This window comes from Mycolicibacterium sp. XJ2546 (assembly GCF_053483195.1).
Map to the genome: position 1 here is coordinate 89,180 of NZ_JBEFRW010000016.1, position 19,507 is coordinate 108,686.

The window sequence follows — 19,507 nt, forward strand, 5'->3', positions numbered from 1 at the left end:
GTAATCCACGTTCGGCGACTAGGGTCGCTGGGGTGCTTCCCCCTGACGTGACCGCGTGGCGCGACGCCGGTCGCCGGATACCCACGCCGTCCGGTGAGGTCTTCGTGCGGTCGTCACCCGGCGACGGCCCGACCGTGCTGATGCTGCACGGCTACCCGTCGAGCAGCTACGACTACCGGCAGGTGGTCCCGCACCTGCACGGCAGGGCGTGGCTGACGCTGGACTTCCTGGGTTTCGGCCTTTCGGACAAACCACGCCCGCACCGCTACAGCCTGCTGGAGCAGGCCGATATCGTGCAGACGGTCGTCGCCGAGGCCGACGCGGGCCCGGTGGTTCTGATCGCCCACGATATGGGGACGTCGGTGGCCACTGAGCTGCTGGCCCGAGATCTGCAGGGCCGGTTGCCGTTTGACCTACAGCGGGCGGTGCTGAGCAACGGCAGCGTGATCCTGGACCGGGCCAGCCTGCGGCCCAGCCAGAAGGTGCTGCGCGGTCCGCTCGGCCCGCTGCTGGCCCGGCTGGTCATCCGCCGCGGGTTCATCCGCGGGTTCGGCAAGCTGTTCAGCGACGGCCATCCGCTCTCGGCTGCCGAAGCCGAGGCGCAGTGGGCGCTGTTGGCCCACAACGACGGTCACCGCATCGCGCACCTGTTGATCGCCTATCTCGACGAGCGGGTGCGCTACGCCGAGCGCTGGCACGGCGCGGTCCGCGACTGGCCCAAGACTCTGAGCTTCCTGTGGGCGCTCGACGACATCGTCGCAACCACGAACGTGCTCGACGGCCTGCGCGAGTTGCGGCCCGCCGCAGAGGTGGTCGAACTTCCCGGCGTCGGGCACTACCCGCAGGTGGAGGTGCCGGACGTGTTCGCCAGGTCGGCGCTGAGCCTGTTGTCGGCCTCGGCCTAACCGAGCATGTCCGCGATGGCCGCGTTCAGTTCCGGAGCGGTTGAGCTCTCCAGGTTCTGATAGGTGCCGCCGGTGATCTGCGCGACGGCCTCCCACGTCTCGCGGTCGGAGTCGGCGCCGAAGTCGATGACGTTGACCGCAACCGGACGTGCCGGATCGAACGCCCCGCGGATGTACTGCTGCAGGCCCGGCCCGTCCAGGGTCCTGTCGGTGTGTGGTCCGGTGGTGATGACCAGCACCGAGTTAGGTTGTCCCGCACGGTAATTAGCCGACGAATCCGTGTAGACCAGGCGCAGCGTGGTGAACGACACCGCGCCTCCGCCGGACGCCGACTGCGAGTCGAGCGCCGCGCTCAGCGCCGCCGAGCGCGGTTGGCCGTCGACCGGATCGGTCAGCGTCCCGGTGCTCACCACCGAGCGACCCGCGGTGCCGTCGAAGGTCCACAGCCCGACCGCCGATGTCTGGGGCAGCGCCTGCAGCCGTGCCTGCAACGCGGCCACCACGTTGGCCAGCCGCGATCGGCCGCCTTCGTCGGTCGGCATCGACTGGTCCAGCATGATCGTCACGGCGGGGTTGGCCGCGGGCGCGGTCAACGTGGCGGCCAGGGCAGCACGAGCGGCGTCGTCGCCCAGCGACAGCGGCTCAGCGAGCGGCGGGAAGTCGAGCACGTCGCTCTCTGGCATCGTCTGCTCCCCGGCGCGGAACCCGGCCTCGGCGAACTGCGCGAGCTGCTCGGGTTTGCGCATGTACCGGGCGAATTCGCTGGCCGCCCTGATCTGTTCCTGACTCAGCCAGTCACCCGACAGCAGCACGGTCGGATAGTCGGCCACCGCGGGCGGGCCCGGCGGCAGCCACGACGCCACCGTCTGGGCCGCGTTCTGCATCTCGGCGGTGCGCTGGTAGAGCTGCTGCTCGGTGGTGACGACGGCATGCACGGGCGCCGACGCCGGATCCGGGGCGTTCAGCAGCGCGTCCATGGCGGTCGACGCCGTGTTGTCGGCCAACTTCGGTTGGCCGCCCACCAGGGTGTTCACGGTGCCCGCGCCGGCGCTCGGCGACGCACCGTCGGGAGCCGACGCCGCGGCCACCGCCTCGGCGGCCAGATACGACGCATCGGCGTCGCCACTCAGCGGCAGCGCGAGCCGCAGCGAACCCCAGCCCGGCAAGTTCAACTCGTCCAGCGCGGTCGGGTTGGTCTGCAGACTCGGCAGCGTGCCCCAGTTCTGCTGCGCCAGCGCGGGTTTGAGCTGCGGGTGGACCGCAAGCAGCACGGGGGAGCTGACCAGTGTCCGGCTGTCGCTGATGATCTGCGGGCCGGCCCCGGCCTCCAGACGGGCGTGCGCGACCGAGCTGGCGGGTACCCACAGCGCGGGGCGCTCACCGAGTTCGTCGGGCCAGGTGCCGGTGAAGCCGTCGACCACCTGATCAGAACCGGCCGCCGTGACGCCGACCTCGACGCAGCGGTCGCCGACTGGGGCCGCGGTTTCGTTGTAGCTGTCGGCCAACGCCTGGATCTGCTCGGAAATGGACGGGTCGGCGACCACGGCAACGGCCAGTTCACCGTCCACGCACCGGGCGGCGGCCACGTCGCTGCGCGACGACAGCGCGTCGCCGAAGAACCGCCACAGGATCACGGCGCCTACCAGCACCACCACCGCCACCAGCGCGACGATGACGCCGACGCTGACCCCGCGCCGTTTCGCCGTTATCGCGCGGTGGCTACCGGTCCACTCGCCGCCTTCCCAGTCACCGCTGTGCTGCGGGCCCGAGCGGCCGGGTCCGCGCGGCGGTGGCGTCGCGCCGGCGGCGCCGGCATCCGGTTCAGGCTGCTCGGGTTCGGCGACGTCATCGCCGCGGTAGCCGGGCAGGTCGCCGCCGGGCTCACCGTATTGCGGTGTGCCGTACGCGGGGGTCCGGTATTCCGGCTCGTCCCGAAACGACCCGAAGCGTTCGGTCAGAGATTCCGAAGACTCCGGAGCCTGCTCGTCGCCTGCCGAGTCCTCGGGATCCGGAAGGCTATGCCTGCCCACTTGCAGCCTTGTACTCGCGGCGTCGGCGGTGCAGGATCGGCTCGGTGTAGCCGTTCGGTTGCTCAGCGCCGGAGAGGATCAACTCTTGGGCGGCCAGGAACGCGATGTTGTTGTCGGGATCCGGTGCCATTGGCCGGTACTTGTCGTCGCCCTCGTTCTGCTTGTCGACAACGGCGGCCATCCGCCGCAGACTGGCCTTCACGTCCTCTTCGGTGATCACCCCGTGACGCAACCAGTTCGTCAGCAGCTGGCTTGAAATACGTAGCGTGGCACGGTCTTCCATCAACGCGACGTTGTGGATGTCGGGCACCTTCGACGAGCCCACGCCCTGATCGATCCAGCGCACCACGTAACCGAGGATCGATTGGCAGTTGTTGTCGACCTCCTCGCGGATCTCCTCCGGCGCCCAGGCCAATTCCTTGGCCAGCGGAATGGTGAGGAGCTGGTCGATGGTCGCACGACGCTTGCCAGCCAGGTCTTTCTGCACCGCGGCGACGTCGACCTGGTGGTAGTGCATCGCGTGCAGGGTCGCCGCGGTGGGCGACGGCACCCACGCGGTGTTCGCACCGGCCCTGGGTTGGCCGATCTTCTGCTCGACCATGTCGGCCATCAGATCGGTCATCGCCCACATGCCCTTGCCGATCTGGGCGCGACCGACGAAACCGGCCGCCAGACCGACGTCGACGTTGTTGTCCTCGTAGCCCAAAATCCACGGCTGGGTCTTCATCTGACCCTTGCGGATCATCGGACCCGCCTCCATCGAGGTGTGGATTTCGTCGCCGGTGCGGTCGAGGAATCCGGTGTTGATGAACACCACCCGCTCGGCCGCGGCCTTGATGCAGGCCTTGAGGTTGACGGTGGTGCGGCGCTCTTCGTCCATGATGCCGACCTTGAGGGTGTTCGCCGGCAGGCCGAGCACGTCTTCCACCCGGCTGAACAGATCGACGGTGAACGCGACCTCGTCGGGACCGTGCATCTTGGGCTTGACGATGTAGACCGACCCGGTGCGGCTGTTGACCATCGGGCCGTTGGCCCCATCGTTATCAGAGCCGGACTTCAGCCCGTGGATTGCGGCCAGCGAGGTGATCAACGCGTCCTGGATACCCTCGAACACCTCGTTACCGTCGCTGTCGACGATCGCGTCGTTGACCATCAGGTGTCCGACGTTGCGCACGAACAGCAGGCTGCGACCCGGCAACGTCAGTTCGCCGTCACCGTCGGGGGTGCGGTAGGTGCGGTCCTCGTTGAGCACGCGCGTGAACGTGGTGCCGTCCTTACTGACCTCGGCGGACAGGTCGCCCTTCATCAGGCCCAGCCAATTGCGGTAGGCGGCCGTCTTGTCCTCCGCGTCGACGGCGGACACCGCATCCTCGAAGTCGATGATCGTGGTGACAGCCGATTCCAGCACGACATCCTTGATCCCGGCCCGATCCGTTGAGCCGATGGGGGAGTCGGGGTCGACGAGGATCTCGATGTGCAGACCGTGGTTGCGCAGCAGCACCGACCACTGTGCTGCACCGAGGTCGCCGGTGTACCCGACGAACTGCTCCGGGGCGGCCAGCGCCGTGGACCGGTCCTCGCCGAGCGCGACGACCAGCTGCCCGTCCTCGATGCGCAGGGCGGTGATGTCGGCCCAGCCGCCGTCGTCCAGCGGAACGGCCTCGTCGAGGAAACCGCGGGCGTAGGCGATGACCTTGTCGCCGCGAACTGGGTTATATCCGCCGCCGGACCCGGATTCCTGTCCGGCCCCGTCTTCCTCGGAGATCACGTCCGTGCCGTACAACGCGTCGTAGAGCGAACCCCACCGGGCGTTGGCGGCGTTCAGCGCGAACCGAGCGTTGGTGACCGGCACCACCAGCTGCGGGCCGGCGGTGGTGGTGATCTCGTCGTCCACCCCGGAGGTGGCGATGGTGAAGTCGTCCGGCTCGGGCAGCAGGTAACCGATCTCGGTCAAGAACCGTTGGTAGGCCTCTTTGAACTCCGGCGTGTCGATTGGATCGATGACCCGCTGCCGGTGCCACTTGTCGAGCTGCGCCTGAAGTTCGTCGCGGCGGTCCAGCAGCTGCCGGTTGCGCGGAGTCAGCTCGCCGACGACCTTGTCCACGCCCGACCAGAAGGTGTCGGGGTCGATATCGGTGCCCGGTAGCGCCTCGTTGTTGATGAAGTCGTACAACACCTGGGCGACGCGAAGGTTTCCCACCGTCACGCGATCGGTCATCTTTCCTCCCTTGAGCTGTCGCTCCAGCTTACCCACCGGTAGCTGGGGTTTATCCGCCAGCGCCAGCGCCGCCTGGTTCACGGCTGGCCGAGGCGAGAAGTCGGTCGCACCGATCGGCGAGGGCGGCGCGTAGCGGCGCAGCCCGGTCGGCAACGTTCTGCTGGATCCGTACGTATTCGGCCCGACCGGCCGGTGTCTCGATCTCGATCGGAGTGAATCCGTATTCGCGGAGATCATAGGGGCTGGCCCGCATGTCCAGTTCACGGGCATCGGCGGCCAACTCCAGGCAGTCCATCACCAGCTCGGAGTTCACCAGCGGACCCAGCTTGAACGACCACTTGTAGCAGTCCATCGCCGCGTGCAGACAGCCCGGTTGTTCGGCGCCGATCTGGCCGTCGCGGGTGAGGCGCTCGGTGTTGCGCCGGGCGGCCGGTTCGGTGAAGAACCGGAACGCGTCGAAGTGACTGCAGCGCAACGGCATCGACTCGACCACCGCATCGGTGCCCGCGGCGCCGAGCCGCAGCGGAACCTGCGGGTGGCGCACCGTCGGCGCTCGGTACACCATCGCCCACTCGTGCAGCCCGAAGCAGTTCAGCCGCGCGGGGCGGGCGGCGGTGGCGCGCAGCAACCGGGCGATGAAACCGACGGTGTCGAGGCGGGCAGCCAGGTAGTCGCGGGTGACGGTGACGCCGCCGTCGGTCCGGGCGTATCCGGTGCGGCCCACGTAGCGCTGCGCGGCGGCACCGGTCAGCACGGCGCCGAACCCGGGATGCCAGGTCCGCAACTGCCGCGGCCGCATGCTGTAGTAGCTGAACAGGAAATCCCAGACGGGGTGGGGTTGGTCGGGTGACGAGCGGTATCTGCGCAGAAAGTCGTCGACGCGCCGGCGGTGCGCGCGGGCGCGGGTGGTCCAGTCCGGCGCGACATCAGACACCGTCGAGCGGAGCCCGACATCAGACACCGTCGTGCGGAGCCCGACCTCAAACACGGTGCGTCCCGTCGCGCACGGTGCCCACCAGGTCCTCGACCAGGTCTTCGAGCGCCACCATCGCCGATACGGTGCCGTCGCGCTCGGTGACCAGCGCCAGGTGCGCGTTGCGGCGGCGCAGCCGGGACAGCCCGTCGGGCAGCGGCAGCGACGCCGGCACCCGCGGCAGCGGACGCACCATCGCCGAGTCCAGCACCGCGTCGGGGTCGTTGACCAGCGGCAACACATCTTTGATGTGCAGGTAGCCGAGGTAATTGCCGTTGGTGTCGGTGATCGGGAACCGTGAGTAGCCGGTTTCGGCCAGCGCGTCCTCGATGGCGCCGACGGTCGGTCCGGCGCCTTCGCGGGCCACCGGGACGGCCCGAATTTCGCGCAGCGGCACGGCGACGTCGTTGACCACGCGGTTGCGGATCTGCAGGGCGCGGGTCAGCCGGGTGTGTTCCTCGGGGTCGAGCAGTCCCTCTGATACCGACTCGGCGATCATCTCGGACAGCTCGACCGTGGAGACGGTGACGTCGAGTTCGTCCTTGGGCTGGATACGAAACGCGCGCAACGTCATGTTGGCGCACCAGTTGTAGAAGGCGATCAGGGGTTTGGCCATCCGGATCCACACCAGGTAGGTGGGGATCAGCAGCATCGCGGTGGTCTCCGGACCTGCGATCGCGATGTTCTTCGGCACCATCTCGCCCAGCAACACGTGCAGGGTGACCACGACCGCGAGCGCGACGAAAAACGACACCGTGTGCAGCACCGCGTCGGGGATGCCGATCAAGCCGAACGGTTTCTCCAGCAGGTGCGCGACGGCGGGCTCGCCGACGCGGCCCAACAGGATCGAGCAGATCGTGATGCCGAGCTGCGAGCCGGCCAGCATCAGCGACAGGTTCTCGTTGGCCCGAATGACGGTGACCGCGCTCTTCTTGCCGTTCTCGGCGAGCGCTTCGAGCCGGTCGCGGCGCGCCGAGATCAGCGCGAACTCCGACGCGACGAAAAACGCGTTCAGGCCCAGCAACAGGATGGTCAGCAGCACCCCGAACAGATCGTTCATCGGTTCTCCCCGCTGTCGCTGCGGCGGCCCAGCTCGGTCAGCTCGAGCAGGTCGATGCGCCGCCCGTCCATCCGCACGACGGTGGCCAGCCAGTACACCGGGTCCTCCACGACGTTGTCGGGATCGAACGCCGTGAGCTCGACCGATTCACCCTCGTCGGGGATGTGGCCGAGCCGTTCGAGCACCAGCCCGCCGATCGTCTCGTAGTCGCCTTCGGGGGCGCGGAAGTTCGTCGCGCCGGCGACCTCGTCGATGCGCAGCAGTCCCGACACCCGCCAGCCGCGTCCGGCGGGCACCACGTTGGGCGCTTCGACGTCGTGCTCATCGCGGACGTCGCCGACGATCTCCTCGATCAGGTCCTCGACGGTGACCATGCCCGCGGTGCCGCCGTACTCGTCGACCACCAGTGCGGTCTGCAGGCCGTTGGCGCGGATCTGAGTCATCACCGCGTCACCGTCGAGCGTCGACGGCACTTTGGCGACCGGTAACACCAACGCCGCCAGGCGGGTGGTGGCGCGTGCGTCCATCGGCACCTCGAAGACCTGTTTGACGTGGGCGATGCCGATGGTCTCGTCGAGGTCGCCCCGGATGATCGGGAACCGGGAGAAGCCGGTTTTGATCGCGACGTCGACCAGGTCGGCAACGGTGTCGTCGGCGTCGAGCGCTTCGATCTTGGCCCGCGGCGTCATCAACTCCTCGGCGGTGCGGTCGCCGAATTGCAGGGACCGGTCCACCAGCAGGGCGGTCACCGGGTCCAGCGCGCCGCTGCGCGCGGAGTTGCGCACCAGCGACACCAATTCCTGCGCGGAACGCGCCGAGCGCAGTTCGTCGGCGGGTTCGATGCCGACCCGGCGCAGGATCCAGTTGGCGGTGCCGTTGGTGAGCCGGATCAGCGGGGTGAACAGCGCCGAGAACAGCAACTGCGGGCCCGCCGACCACCGCGCGGTCGGCACCGGCTTGGCCACGGCGAGGTTTTTGGGTACGAGTTCGCCGAACACCATCGACAGTGAGGTGGCGATGACGACGGCGAACAACAGTGAAACGCCGGGGATAAGGCGGGAGGGCACTCCGATGGCGTCGAGCCCGGGTTGGATCAGCCGGCCGACGACCGGTTCGGCCAGATAGCCGGTGGCCAGCGTGGTGATCGAGATGCCGACCTGGGCGCCGGAGAGTTGAAACGACAGCGTGCGGTGTGCGCGCCGGACCATCTGGTCGCGGCGGTCGCCGTCGCGCGCGTTGGCCTCGACGGTGCTGCGCTCCAACGCGGTCAGCGAGAACTCCGCGGCGACGAACACCGCGGTGCCCGCGGTCAGCAGGATGATCGCCGCGATCGACAGCAGCGACATCGTGAGGCTCATCGTCGCCTCGCCTCTTGGCCGCCGGGCCGCTCGCCCGGCTGGCTAGAAGAGGGCTCGGCGTCGGAAGGCTCGTGACCGGGCCGCTCGGCCGACAAGCTCACGGCCTCCACGGGTGCCTGCGGCACGGGTTCCCTTTCGAATAGACGAGTAATGAGAACTCATGGTAACCGCTGTTTCCGCCGCGGCGGAGTCACCAACCGGTGGGCAGCGGATGGCCCTCGGCGTAGCCGGCCGCGGACTGCACGCCCAGCACCACCTTGTTGTGTAGTTCGGCCAGATTGGCGGCGCCGACGTAGGTGCACGTGCTGCGCACCCCCGAGGTGATGTGGTCGAGCAGGTCCTCGACGCCGCCGCGCGACGGGTCCAGGCCCATCCGCGATGTCGAGATGCCCTCCTCGAACAACGCCTTGCGGGCCTGGTCGAACGGGCTGTCGGCGGCGGCGCGCGCTGCGACCGCCCGCTTGGACGCCATCCCGTAGCTCTCCTTGTACGGCTGGTCGTCGCGGTCGCGCATCAGGTCGCCCGGGGACTCGTAGGTGCCTGCGAACCAGGAGCCGATCATCACGTTGGACGCTCCGGCGGCCAAGGCCAGCGCCACATCGCGGGGGTGGCGAACCCCGCCGTCGGCCCAGACATGCGCGCCGAGTTCCCGTGCAGCGGCGGCACATTCGACCACCGCAGAGAACTGCGGGCGTCCGACGCCGGTCATCATCCGGGTGGTGCACATCGCACCGGGCCCGACGCCGACCTTCACGATCGACGCGCCGGCGTCGATCAAGTCGCGGGTGCCCTCGGCCGAGACCACGTTGCCCGCGGCCAGCGGCAGCCCCAACTCCAGCGATGCCACCGCCTTGATCGCGTCGAGCATCTTGACCTGGTGGCCGTGGGCGGTGTCAATGACCAGCAGGTCGACGCCGGCTTCGGCCAGGCTGCGCGCCTTGCCGCCGACGTCGCCGTTGATGCCGACCGCCGCGGCGATCCGCAGCCGGTCGGCGTCGTCGACGGCCGGTGTGTAGATGCCCGCCCGGATCGCGGCGGTGCGGGTCAGCACGCCGGCCAGGCTGCCGTCGGCGTCGGTCATCACCGCCACGTCGACGGGTGCGTGCTCGAGCAGGTCGAAGACCTTGCGCGGATCGGTGCCGACCGGTGCGGTGACGAAGTCGGAGATCGCGACGTCGCGTACCCGGGTGAACCTGTCCACCCCGACACAGTTGCCCTCGGTGACCAGGCCGATCGGGCGGCCCTCGAACGCCACGACGGCGACGCCGTGCGCGCGTTTGTGGATCAGCGCGGTCGCATCCGATACCGAGTCGTCGGGGGAGAGCACGACCGGGGTGTCCACCACCAGGTCGCGGCTCTTGACGAAGTCAACGGTCTGTTTCACCACGTTGACAGGCAGATCCTGGGGCAGCACCACCAGCCCGCCACGGCGGGCGACCGTCTCGGCCATCCGCCGCCCGGCCACCGCGGTCATGTTGGCCACCACCACCGGGATCGTCGTGCCCGAGCCGTCCGAGGTGGCCAGGTCGACGTCCATCCGCGACTGAACTTCGGAGCGGCCGGGGACGATGAAGACGTCGTCGTAGGTCAGGTCGAAGGCGGGCCGGTGGCCCTCAAGAAAGCGCATTTGTCTACGAGTCTAGTGGGCCCGTTCTCCCGGCGAGCAGACGTGAGAACCCCCAGAATGGGCCTTCGGAGGAGGTGTAGGCGGGTCCTCGAGCACCAAGTCAGGCGGGCACCTCGGTGCGGTCGCCGCTCCACAGCGTGTGGAACTTCTGGTCGCGGTCGGCGTCGATGCGTGCGTAGGTGTGGGCGCCGAAGTAGTCGCGCAGACCCTGGATCAGCGCGGCGGGCAGCCGCTCAGTGCGCAGCGCGTCGTAGTAGGACAACGCCGATGCGAACCCGGGGATCGGGATGCCCAGCTGGGTGGCGGTGACGATGACGCGCCGCCAGCTGTCGATCGCCGACTCGACCGCGCTGCGGAAGTACGGCGCCGCGATCAGCGTGGCCAGATGCGGCTCGCTGTCGTAGGCGTCCTTGATCCGGTTGAGGAACTTGGCGCGGATGATGCAGCCGCCGCGCCAGATGGTGGCCAAGTCACCGGGGGCGACGTTCCAGCCGTACTCGGCGCTGCCCGCCTGGATCTGGTTGAAGCCCTGCGCGTACGCGATGATCTTCGACGCGTACAGCGCCTGGCGCACATCCTCGGTGAATTTGCCTGCGTCACTCGGGTTTTGACCCAGGTCGCCGGAGGCCAGCCCGGTGGTGGCCTGCCGCTGGGCGACCGAACCCGACAGCGCGCGAGCGAACACCGCCTCGGCGATACCTGTCACCGGCACACCCAGGTCCAGCGCAGACTTAACCGTCCACCGGCCGGTGCCCTTCTGTTCGGCCTCGTCGACGATGACGTCGACCAGCGGCTTTTCGGTCTTGGCGTCGACCTGGCGCAGCACCTTCGCGGTGATCTCGACCAGAAAGCTGTCCAGATCACCGGAATTCCATTCGTCGAACACGTCGGCGATCTCGCCCGCCGACTTGCCCAGCCCGTCGCGCAGTAGCTGATAGGCCTCCCCGATGAGCTGCATATCGGAGTACTCGATGCCGTTGTGCACCATCTTCACGAAATGGCCTGCCCCGTCGGGGCCGATGTGGGTGCAGCACGGCACACCGTCGACGTGCGCGGAGATCTCCTCGAGCAACGGGCCCAGCGACTTGTATGACTCGGCGGGGCCACCCGGCATGATCGAGGGCCCGTTGAGCGCGCCCTCCTCACCGCCGGAGATGCCCGCGCCGACGAAGTGCAGGCCGCGCTCGCGCATGGCCTTCTCCCGCCGGATGGTGTCGGTGTAGAGCGCGTTGCCGCCGTCGATGATGATGTCGCCTTCATCCATCGCGTCCGCGAGCTCGTTGATCACGGCGTCGGTCGCTTCACCGGCCTTGACCATGATCAACACCCGGCGCGGTTTCTCCAGGGCAGCAAGGAATTCGGCGATGGTCTCGGTGCGGACGAACTTGCCGTCGGAACCGTGTTCGGCCAGCAACGCATCGGTTTTGGCGACCGAGCGGTTGTGCAGCGCGACGGTGTAGCCGTGCCGCGCGAAGTTGCGCGCGATGTTCGAGCCCATCACCGCCAGGCCGGTCACCCCGATCTGCGCGGTGCCTGTGGTGGCAGCTGGGGAGGACACGTCCGACGAGCTCATGCAGGCAGCCTTTCGTTGTTTCGCTTGGTGTAACGGAGAAACGCTACGCGACCTATCCGGCTACCCGGTGAAGAGCCGGTGCAGTTCGGTCAGCCAGGGCAGCGCCACCGCATAGGTCGGCACCACCAGCACCGCCGCGGCGGCCAGATACGCCGCGATGCTCCACGCCAGGCTGTTACCGCGGCCGCCCAGGCGGCGCACGCGAAGCAGTGTCGTCGGCCCGCCGGCGGCCAGCGCACCCGAGGGCGTGTGCCCGCCCGCGCAGGCCACCAGCGCCCGGGCCAGGGGAGTCGGGCCTGCGGTGCGCACCGCGGCGTCATCGGCCAGCATCTCGATCAGCAGCCGGACCGCGCCCAGCGCGCTGGCGCTGCGGACGAACCGCGGGAACGCGGCATGCACCGCGGTGAACATCTCCAGCACCAAGTCGTGGCGGGCCCGCAGATGCGCACGTTCATGGGACAGGATTGCGGCAAACTCGTTGTCCGCCAACGCGCTCAGCGTGCCCTCGCTGACAACCACCCGGCTGCGCACACCGGGCAGACAGTAAGCCAGCGGTTGAGCCACGCTGAGGATGCGCAGCCCGTAGCCCGCGGTCGGATGGTGACGGCATGTCTGGGATTTGCCGACCAGGTCGACGACCATGCGGTGATGTGCGCGTCGGCGCCGGGTGGCGACGGCGACCTGGAGCACGGAGACGATCAGCCGTGCCCCGATCACCAGCGTGATCGCGAAAACCACCACGTAGACGGTCCACAACGGCCAACCCAGCACGGCGATTTCGCTGACCACCGTTGCGGTCGGCCGACCGTCGGGGCCGGGTTCGAAAAGCCGGCTGGCGATGGCGATACCTGCGGAGAACGCCGAGAGCACGGCAGCGAGGGCGATCGCCTGCCACAACACGATGGCCGCCCGCGGCGCGCGCATCGGCCAGGCGGCGCGGGCCAGCATCGCAGGCACTGGTCCGGACAGGACCAGCGCCAGAACGGTGAAGGCCAGCGCGGACACGCTGTCAGTGTCTCTCAGTCAGCGCCTGAATGGCCAGCGAGCCGCGAAATGCCGTCGTTGTCTTCCAGATCGGCCAGCGCCCGGCGCAATGCCGCCGCCTCATCGGCGCCGACTCGTTCGACGAAGTGGACGAGCGCGGCCTCGCGACTTCCGGAGTCCGCGGCCTGGTCGAGTGCGTCGACCATCAACCCGGCGACCAGTTCGTCGCGGCCGTGCGTGGGTGCGTAGCGGTGAGCGCGGTCGTCGCGGTGCTGCACGACGAGGTTCTTCTTCGCAAGCCGCTGCAGCACGGTCATGATCGTGGTGTAGGCCAAATCGCGCCGCGCCGACAACGCCTCGTGGACCTGGCGCACGGTCTGGGGCTCCGGTGCGGACCACAGATGGTCCATCACCTCGCGTTCGAGGTCCCCCAGCCGCGTCAGTTTGGGCATGCGAATGTTCTCTCCTAGAGACAGTAAAGCCAGCTTACTACGGGTTTACTACGGTGTGTCGTATCCAACTGCGGAGGTTCGGAATTTATGTCCTCCCGCGCGATTTCCGACGGTGCTCACCACCGCTTCTGACCGCGCTGTGAGTCCAATCACAGGGTCTAGCCGACACTCCACGGATGACTATAGTAAGGCTAACCTAAGTTACAACGGGAGGTGCGCATGACAGTTGCGGTCGACGATCCGCTCATCGCCAGCATGGCGATCAGGCGGCCGCTGCCACTGCACGAATCGAGCCGACGCCTGCGTGAGCTCTATCCCGAATGTCCGCGGGTTTACGGCGTCGCGGTGATGGGGGACCTGTCGCGCCGGCGATGGTGGCCATTGACTGAGGCGTTGACCACAGACCGTCTGCAGAACATGTTCGATCTGGCCAATGCGGAGACCGACAGCCCGACGGCGGTGACCCACCAGTTGGCCGCGACGCTGGCCCACGTCGTCGTCGGGCGGGTGATACCGCTTCTGGTGTTGGAGGGGCGGGCTTGGGACCCCGGCCTGGAGAACCTCTGGGTGCATGTCGATTCCGAAGGTGCGATCGACTGGGTCGGTGTCGCGGATCCGACGGTGCGGACGCTGCCCGACGATCCGTATTTCGATAACGGCAGGGCGGTGAGCGACGGGATCGTGGCGTTGCCGAGCGAGGCGGCGCTGACGACGTGGGTGGCCCACCGCAGCCACCGCGCCCTCGAGCCGCTGTTCACCAAGCTGGCCGCCGTCAGCCACGGGGCGATGTCGGCGGCATCCATGTGGCATGTCGTGGGCACGGCAGTGGTGAGCGCCGCGACCCTGGTGCCACTGCTGGCGGGGTCCAGTGAGCTGACCGCCATGCAGCGCGGACAGGCCGTGCTCGACGCCTTCGTCGGCTTCGGGCTGCCGGTCCGCGGAACGCCCCGGGTTTCCGGAGCGAAGGTCTTGCTTAATTAGGCAAGCCTTGCCTATCCTGAATCCGGTCATTGACGTCGACCACCGGACCGCGCCGGAGTCCTGAGGGCTGCAGAGACTCCCGGTCCACATCAAGGACGGGCCCCACACCGCTGGTGTGGGGCCCGTCCGAGTCTCTTGGCTATGCCTTCTCTACGGCACCGCCGCTTTCGGCCCAGTCGCCGAAACCGCCCAGGTTGTACACCTGCTCGTAGCCGAGTTCCTTGAGCGCCTGACCGGACAGCGCCGAACGCCCACCGGAGGCGCAGTACACGATCACGGTTTTGTCCTTCGAGAAGTTGTCGTCGTGGTACGGCGACTCAGGGTCGGCCCGGAACTCCAACATGCCGCGCGGGACGTGCACGGCGCCGGCCACCTTGCCGCTCTGCTCGACCTCGGGTGCGTCGCGTACGTCGACGACCAGGGTGTTGCCATTGGCGATAATCTCGGACGCCTCGGCATAGGAGATGTGCGGCACCACCGCGTTGGCGGCGGCCACCAGATCTTTTGCGCTCTTGGTCATGCCCGACGATCATGCCACTACCCCTGCGGACAGGGCGTCGGCGAGCACGTGTAGACACGTTCGCGTGAGCATCGACATGGCCGATCTCGGCAAGGGATTCGACAACGCACTGGGTTTGACCTATGCCGACCTCAGCGCTGACGGCGGAACGGCGCGGCTGACCATCGACGAAAAGCTGCTACAGCCCGGGGGCATCGTGCACGGCGGCGTGTACTGCGCGATCGTCGAGAGCCTGGCCAGTGTGTCCGGCCAGCTCTGGCTCGCCGAAAACGGCGGCGGCCACGTGGTCGGGGTCAACAACAACACCGACTTCCTGCGCGCCATCTCCTCGGGCGCGGTCACCGCGGTATCCACCCCGATCCACCGCGGACGACGCCAACAGCTGTGGCAGATCACCATCACCGACGAGCGCGACCGCGTCGTCGCCCGTGGGCAGGTGCGGCTGCAGAACATACCCGCGGAGTAACACACACGTCGCTCGCGCTGCCGCGCCGGCGGAGGCATGGCAATATCGCCGACTATGCGCTTAACGCCGCATGAACAGGATCTGCTGCTGCTGTCGTATGCCGCCGAGTTGGCGCGGCGGCGACAGGCCCGCGGCCTGCTGCTCAACCATCCCGAGGCGGTCGCCGTGATCACCGACCACATCCTCGAGGGCGCCCGTGACGGCCGCACGGTTGCGGAATTGATGGTCAGCGGTCGTGAGGTGCTGCGCCGCGACGACGTCATGGAAGGGGTGCCCGAGATGCTCGAGGATGTCCAGGTGGAGGCGACGTTTCCGGACGGCACCAAGCTGGTCACCGTCCACCACCCGATCTCGTGAGCGGGCCCATGGTGCCCGGCGAGATCGTATTCGGCGCCGGCGACATCGAGATCAACGTCGGCGCAACCCGTCTCGAGATCGAAGTGGTCAACACCGGTGACCGCCCTGTGCAGGTTGGCAGCCATGTGCACCTGCCGCAGGCCAACGCGGCGCTGGAGTTCGACCGCGCCGCCGCGCACGGAAACCGGCTCGATATCCCTGCTGGCACCGCGGTGCGCTTCGAACCCGGTGTCGCCCAACAGGTCACGCTGGTGCCGCTGTCCGGTTCACGCGAAGTGCACGGGTTGACGCTGTCGCCTCCGGGCCGTCTGGACGCGTCATGACCCGGCTGTCGCGGCCTCGGTACGCCGCGCTGTTCGGTCCAACCACGGGCGACCGCATCCGGTTGGCCGACACCGATCTGTTCGTCGAGATCACCGAGGACCGCAGCGGCGGCCCAGATCTGGCCGGTGACGAGGCGGTGTTCGGCGGCGGCAAGGTGTTGCGCGAGTCGATGGGGCAGGCCCGAGCCACCAGGGCCGACGGTGCGCCCGACACCGTGATCACCGGCGCGGTCATCATCGACTACTGGGGAATCATCAAGGCCGACATCGGAATTCGTGACGGGCGCATCGTGGCGATCGGCAAGGCGGGCAACCCCGACATCATGGCGGGCGTGCACCCCGACCTGGTGGTCGGACCGTCGACGGAGATCATCGCAGGAAACGGCCGCATCGTCACGGCTGGCGGTATCGACTGCCACGTGCACCTGATCTGTCCGCAGTTGATGTCGGAGGCGATCGGCTCCGGCGTCACCACCGTGATCGCCGGCGGCACCGGGCCCGCCGAAGGCAGCAAGGCCACCACGGTCACCCCTGGTGCGTGGCATCTGGGACGGATGCTGGAGTCGCTGGATTCCTGGCCGCTCAACATCGCGTTGCTGGGCAAGGGCAACACCGTCAGCGCCGAGGCGATGTGGGAGCAGTTGCGCGGTGGCGCTTCGGGTTTCAAGTTGCACGAGGACTGGGGATCGACGCCTGCGGCGATCGACGCCTGCCTGACCGTCGCCGATGCGGCCGGGGTGCAGGTGGCGCTGCACTCGGACACACTCAACGAAGCCGGTTTCGTCGAGAACACGATCGGCGCGATCAACGGACGCTCGATCCACGCCTACCACACCGAGGGCGCGGGCGGTGGGCACGCACCCGACATCATCACGGTGGCGGCACAGCCGCACGTGCTGCCCAGTTCGACGAACCCGACCCGGCCCCACACCGTCAACACCCTCGACGAGCACCTCGACATGCTGATGGTGTGCCATCACCTCAATCCCGCTGTGCCAGAAGACCTCGCATTCGCCGAGAGCCGGATCCGCCCGTCGACGATGGCCGCCGAGGACCTGCTGCACGACATCGGCGCGATCTCGATGATCGGCAGCGACGCGCAGGCGATGGGACGGATCGGGGAGGTGGTCATCCGCACCGTGCAGACCGCGCATGTGATGAAACGCCGCCGGGGCGCCCTGCCGGGTGACACCGCAGGCGCCGACAACAACCGGGTGCGCCGCTATGTCGCCAAGTACACGATCTGCCCGGCCATCGCGCACGGCCTCGACGACGAGGTGGGTTCGGTCGAGGTGGGCAAGCTGGCCGACCTCGTGTTGTGGGAGCCGGCGTTCTTCGGGGTGCGACCGCACGCCGTGCTGAAGGGCGGCATGATCGCCTGGGCCGCAATGGGAGACGCCAATGCGTCGATACCGACCCCGCAGCCGGTGCTGCCGCGGCCCATGTTCGGCGCTGCGCCGGTGTCGGCGGCGACCACGTCGGTGCACTTCGTGTCCCCGCAGGCCGTCGAGGACGGGCTGGCGGACCGGCTCGCCGTCGCCCGCCGAATGGTCGCGGTCAAGGATGTACGCGCGGTGGGTAAAGCCGATCTGCCGCTCAACGACGCGCTGCCCGACATCGAGGTCGATCCGGACACGTTCACCGTGCGCATCGACGGCGACGTGTGGCGTGCGGATCCGGCCGCCGAACTTCCCATGGCGCAGCGGTACTTCCTGTTCTGATGACCAACCTCGCGACGCTGTTGACGCTGGCGGACTCGCGGCTGCCGACCGGCGGGCACGTGCACTCCGGCGGCGTCGAGCAGGCCGTCGCCGAGGGACGAGTGCGCGACCTCGCGACGCTGCGGGCGTTTCTGCGCCGCCGCGTCCGCACCCACGGCCTGGTGGCGGCGTCGGTCGCGGCGGCGGTGCACAGCGCCCGGCTCGACGTCGAGGCCGCCGACCGCGAAACCGACGCCCGCACACCGGCTCCGGCGGCACGCCAGGCCTCCCGCGCCCAGGGCCGCGGTCTGGTCCGCCTGGCGCGGCAGGTGTGGTCTGACGTCGAATGGCGCCGGCTTGGCAGCACCCCGCACCTGGCGGTTGCGGCGGGCGTGGTGGGGGCCGCCGCCGACATGGTGCCCGAACACACCGCGCTGTCGGTGATCTACACGACGATGACCGGTTCGGCCACCGCCGCGCAGCGGCTGCTGGCCCTGGACCCCGGTGACGTCGCGGCTGTGACGTTCGAATTGGCGCCGCTGTGTGACCAACTCGCCGCCGAGGCCGCTAAGGAGCTGGCCGAACTGTCCGATCCGCTGCTCGACGTGCTGGCCGAAAGGCACAGCCAACGCGAACGCCCGCTGTTTGCCTCCTGAAAGGCGCACCATGCCACCGCATTTCCTCGACGGTCAGCCCCACGCTCACCTCGACCGGCCCAAGCGCCTGCGGCAGCCGGGGGAGCCGCTGCGCATCGGGGTCGGCGGACCCGTCGGCTCGGGCAAGACGGCGCTGGTCGCCGCACTGTGCAGGCAGCTGCGCGATGACCTGTCGTTGGCGGTGCTGACCAACGACATCTACACCACCGAGGACGCCGACTTTCTGCGCCGGCATGCAGTGCTCCCCGATGCACGCATCGCGGCGGTGCAGACCGGCGGCTGCCCGCACACCGCCATCCGCGACGACATCACCGCCAACCTCGACGCCATCGACGACCTCATCGCGGCCAACTCGGGCCCGGCGGAGCGGCTCGACCTGATCCTGGTCGAGTCCGGCGGTGACAACCTGACCGCCACGTTCTCCTCGGGTCTCGTCGACGTCCAGGTCTTCGTCATCGACGTGGCCGGTGGCGACAAGGTGCCGCGCAAAGGTGGCCCCGGTGTGACGTACTCGGATCTGTTGGTGGTCAACAAGATCGACCTTGCCCCGCTAGTCGGCGCCGACCTCGACGTGATGCGCCGCGACGCCGCCGCCGTACGCGGTGAGCGTCCCACGGTGTTGATCTCGCTGACCGAGGACCCGGCGGCGACGCCGGTTCTGGCCTGGGTGCGCCAGCAGCTGCAGGTGCCGGTCTAGTGCGCTCTGACGTGGTGATCATCGCCAGCCCCGGCCGCCGGGCGCGGATCGAGTGCACGGGGGCGCTGGCGGCACGCCACACCGAGGCCGACACCGTGCACCTGGTGTCGGCCGCGGCCACCCCGTTGGGCGGTGACACGCTGGCGGTGCGCGTCGTCGTCGAAGCGGGCGCGCGGCTGCGGGTGCGCACGACGGCGGCAACGGTGACGCTGCCGGGTCCGTCGACGGTCGAATCGCGCGCGGTGTGGAACCTCGAGGTCGCCGGGGATCTCGACCTCGATCCGGAGCCCACCGTCGTCGCCGCGACGTCGCGCCACCTCACCGCCACCCACCTGGAATTGACCGGGCCGGGCCGGGTCCGGCTGCGGGAGCGGGTGCAGATCGGCAGATCTGGTGAGTGCCAGGGGTTCTGGTCGGGAGCGTTGCACGCCGACGTTGACGGTTCGCCGTTGCTGCGCCACCGCATCGAGCTGGGCAGCGGCTCGGTGACCGACGACGATCTCGGCGCGCCGATGGCCTGTGTCAGCGAACTGCACTATCCGAACGGCTGCGCCGACACCGCGGGGCTACCGTTGGCCCTGGCCGGCGGCGGCTGCCTGGCCACCTGGCAGGGGGAGCGGCTCTAGA

At 68.7% G+C, this 19,507-nt stretch carries 19 protein-coding genes; 9 read left to right on the top strand and 10 right to left on the bottom strand.

From position 1 onward, the window contains the following. Positions 1-32 precede the first annotated feature (32 nt). Positions 33-905, top strand: a complete 873-nt coding sequence (locus tag ABQE44_RS21505) for an alpha/beta fold hydrolase (protein ID WP_448431819.1) — start codon at positions 33-35, stop codon at positions 903-905. On the opposite strand, the gene ABQE44_RS21510 is transcribed toward ABQE44_RS21505, so the two are convergent. From ABQE44_RS21510 to ABQE44_RS21550, 9 genes are all read right to left on the bottom strand, one after another. Then, positions 902-2,935: a substrate-binding domain-containing protein gene (locus tag ABQE44_RS21510; protein ID WP_448393987.1), complete on the bottom strand. Its 2,034-nt coding sequence runs from the start codon at positions 2,933-2,935 to the stop codon at positions 902-904. The two genes, ABQE44_RS21505 and ABQE44_RS21510, sit on opposite strands and share 4 nt — an antisense overlap. Continuing rightward, on the bottom strand, positions 2,922-5,153 hold the full coding sequence (locus ABQE44_RS21515; protein ID WP_448393986.1) for a malate synthase G: 2,232 nt from the start codon (positions 5,151-5,153) through the stop codon (positions 2,922-2,924). Before ABQE44_RS21515 ends, ABQE44_RS21510 begins: the two co-directional genes overlap by 14 nt. Before the next feature lie 49 nt (positions 5,154-5,202). Continuing rightward, on the bottom strand, positions 5,203-6,087 hold the full coding sequence (locus ABQE44_RS21520) for a 3-methyladenine DNA glycosylase (protein WP_448394085.1): 885 nt from the start codon (positions 6,085-6,087) through the stop codon (positions 5,203-5,205). Between the two features lie 46 nt (positions 6,088-6,133). Next, positions 6,134-7,186 carry a hemolysin family protein gene (locus tag ABQE44_RS21525; RefSeq protein WP_448393985.1) on the bottom strand — a complete coding sequence of 351 codons (1,053 nt, stop codon included), beginning with the start codon at positions 7,184-7,186 and terminating at the stop codon, positions 6,134-6,136. After that, positions 7,183-8,544, bottom strand: a complete 1,362-nt coding sequence (locus tag ABQE44_RS21530) for a hemolysin family protein (RefSeq protein WP_448393984.1) — start codon at positions 8,542-8,544, stop codon at positions 7,183-7,185. Before ABQE44_RS21530 ends, ABQE44_RS21525 begins: the two co-directional genes overlap by 4 nt. Before the next feature lie 190 nt (positions 8,545-8,734). After that, positions 8,735-10,171 (bottom strand): GuaB1 family IMP dehydrogenase-related protein, encoded by a 1,437-nt coding sequence (locus ABQE44_RS21535; RefSeq protein WP_448393983.1) that lies wholly within the window; start codon positions 10,169-10,171, stop codon positions 8,735-8,737. Between the two features lie 100 nt (positions 10,172-10,271). Continuing rightward, positions 10,272-11,744 carry an NADP-dependent phosphogluconate dehydrogenase gene (gndA, locus tag ABQE44_RS21540; RefSeq protein ID WP_448393982.1) on the bottom strand — a complete coding sequence of 491 codons (1,473 nt, stop codon included), beginning with the start codon at positions 11,742-11,744 and terminating at the stop codon, positions 10,272-10,274. Between the two features lie 60 nt (positions 11,745-11,804). After that, entirely contained in the window at positions 11,805-12,749 is a 945-nt protein-coding gene (locus ABQE44_RS21545; RefSeq protein ID WP_448393981.1) for a M56 family metallopeptidase, read from the bottom strand. 14 nt (positions 12,750-12,763) lie between these two features. Then, positions 12,764-13,180, bottom strand: coding sequence for a BlaI/MecI/CopY family transcriptional regulator (locus tag ABQE44_RS21550; RefSeq protein ID WP_448393980.1), 417 nt, complete (start codon positions 13,178-13,180; stop codon positions 12,764-12,766). A gap of 219 nt (positions 13,181-13,399) precedes the next feature. Between ABQE44_RS21550 and ABQE44_RS21555 the strand changes: the two genes are divergently transcribed. Then, entirely contained in the window at positions 13,400-14,161 is a 762-nt protein-coding gene (locus ABQE44_RS21555; protein ID WP_448393979.1) for an iron reductase, read from the top strand. 139 nt (positions 14,162-14,300) lie between these two features. Here ABQE44_RS21555 and ABQE44_RS21560 read toward each other — a convergent pair whose 3' ends face one another. After that, positions 14,301-14,681, bottom strand: a complete 381-nt coding sequence (locus ABQE44_RS21560; protein ID WP_448393978.1) for a rhodanese-like domain-containing protein — start codon at positions 14,679-14,681, stop codon at positions 14,301-14,303. A 76-nt stretch (positions 14,682-14,757) separates the two neighbouring features. On the opposite strand from ABQE44_RS21560, the gene ABQE44_RS21565 reads away from it, so the two are divergent. The 7 genes from ABQE44_RS21565 to ABQE44_RS21595 are packed head-to-tail and all read left to right on the top strand — an operon-like array spanning position 14,758 to position 19,506. Beyond that, positions 14,758-15,147 carry a PaaI family thioesterase gene (locus ABQE44_RS21565; RefSeq protein ID WP_448431829.1) on the top strand — a complete coding sequence of 130 codons (390 nt, stop codon included), beginning with the start codon at positions 14,758-14,760 and terminating at the stop codon, positions 15,145-15,147. Between the two features lie 54 nt (positions 15,148-15,201). After that, positions 15,202-15,504, top strand: a complete 303-nt coding sequence (locus tag ABQE44_RS21570) for an urease subunit gamma (RefSeq protein WP_448393977.1) — start codon at positions 15,202-15,204, stop codon at positions 15,502-15,504. Positions 15,505-15,512: 8 nt separating this feature from the next. Next, positions 15,513-15,827, top strand: a complete 315-nt coding sequence (locus ABQE44_RS21575) for an urease subunit beta (RefSeq protein ID WP_448394083.1) — start codon at positions 15,513-15,515, stop codon at positions 15,825-15,827. Continuing rightward, on the top strand, positions 15,824-17,548 hold the full coding sequence (locus ABQE44_RS21580; protein WP_448393976.1) for an urease subunit alpha: 1,725 nt from the start codon (positions 15,824-15,826) through the stop codon (positions 17,546-17,548). Before ABQE44_RS21575 ends, ABQE44_RS21580 begins: the two co-directional genes overlap by 4 nt. Beyond that, positions 17,548-18,183: an urease accessory protein UreF gene (locus ABQE44_RS21585; RefSeq protein WP_448393975.1), complete on the top strand. Its 636-nt coding sequence runs from the start codon at positions 17,548-17,550 to the stop codon at positions 18,181-18,183. The genes ABQE44_RS21580 and ABQE44_RS21585 overlap by 1 nt, the downstream gene beginning before the upstream one ends. A gap of 10 nt (positions 18,184-18,193) precedes the next feature. Then, complete coding sequence (gene ureG / locus ABQE44_RS21590) at positions 18,194-18,880, top strand: urease accessory protein UreG (protein WP_448431821.1); 687 nt, start codon at positions 18,194-18,196, stop codon at positions 18,878-18,880. After that, a complete protein-coding gene (locus ABQE44_RS21595) occupies positions 18,880-19,506 on the top strand; it encodes an urease accessory protein UreD (protein ID WP_448393973.1) in 627 nt (208 codons plus the stop codon). The genes ureG and ABQE44_RS21595 overlap by 1 nt, the downstream gene beginning before the upstream one ends. The last annotated feature ends 1 nt before the right edge of the window (position 19,507 follow it).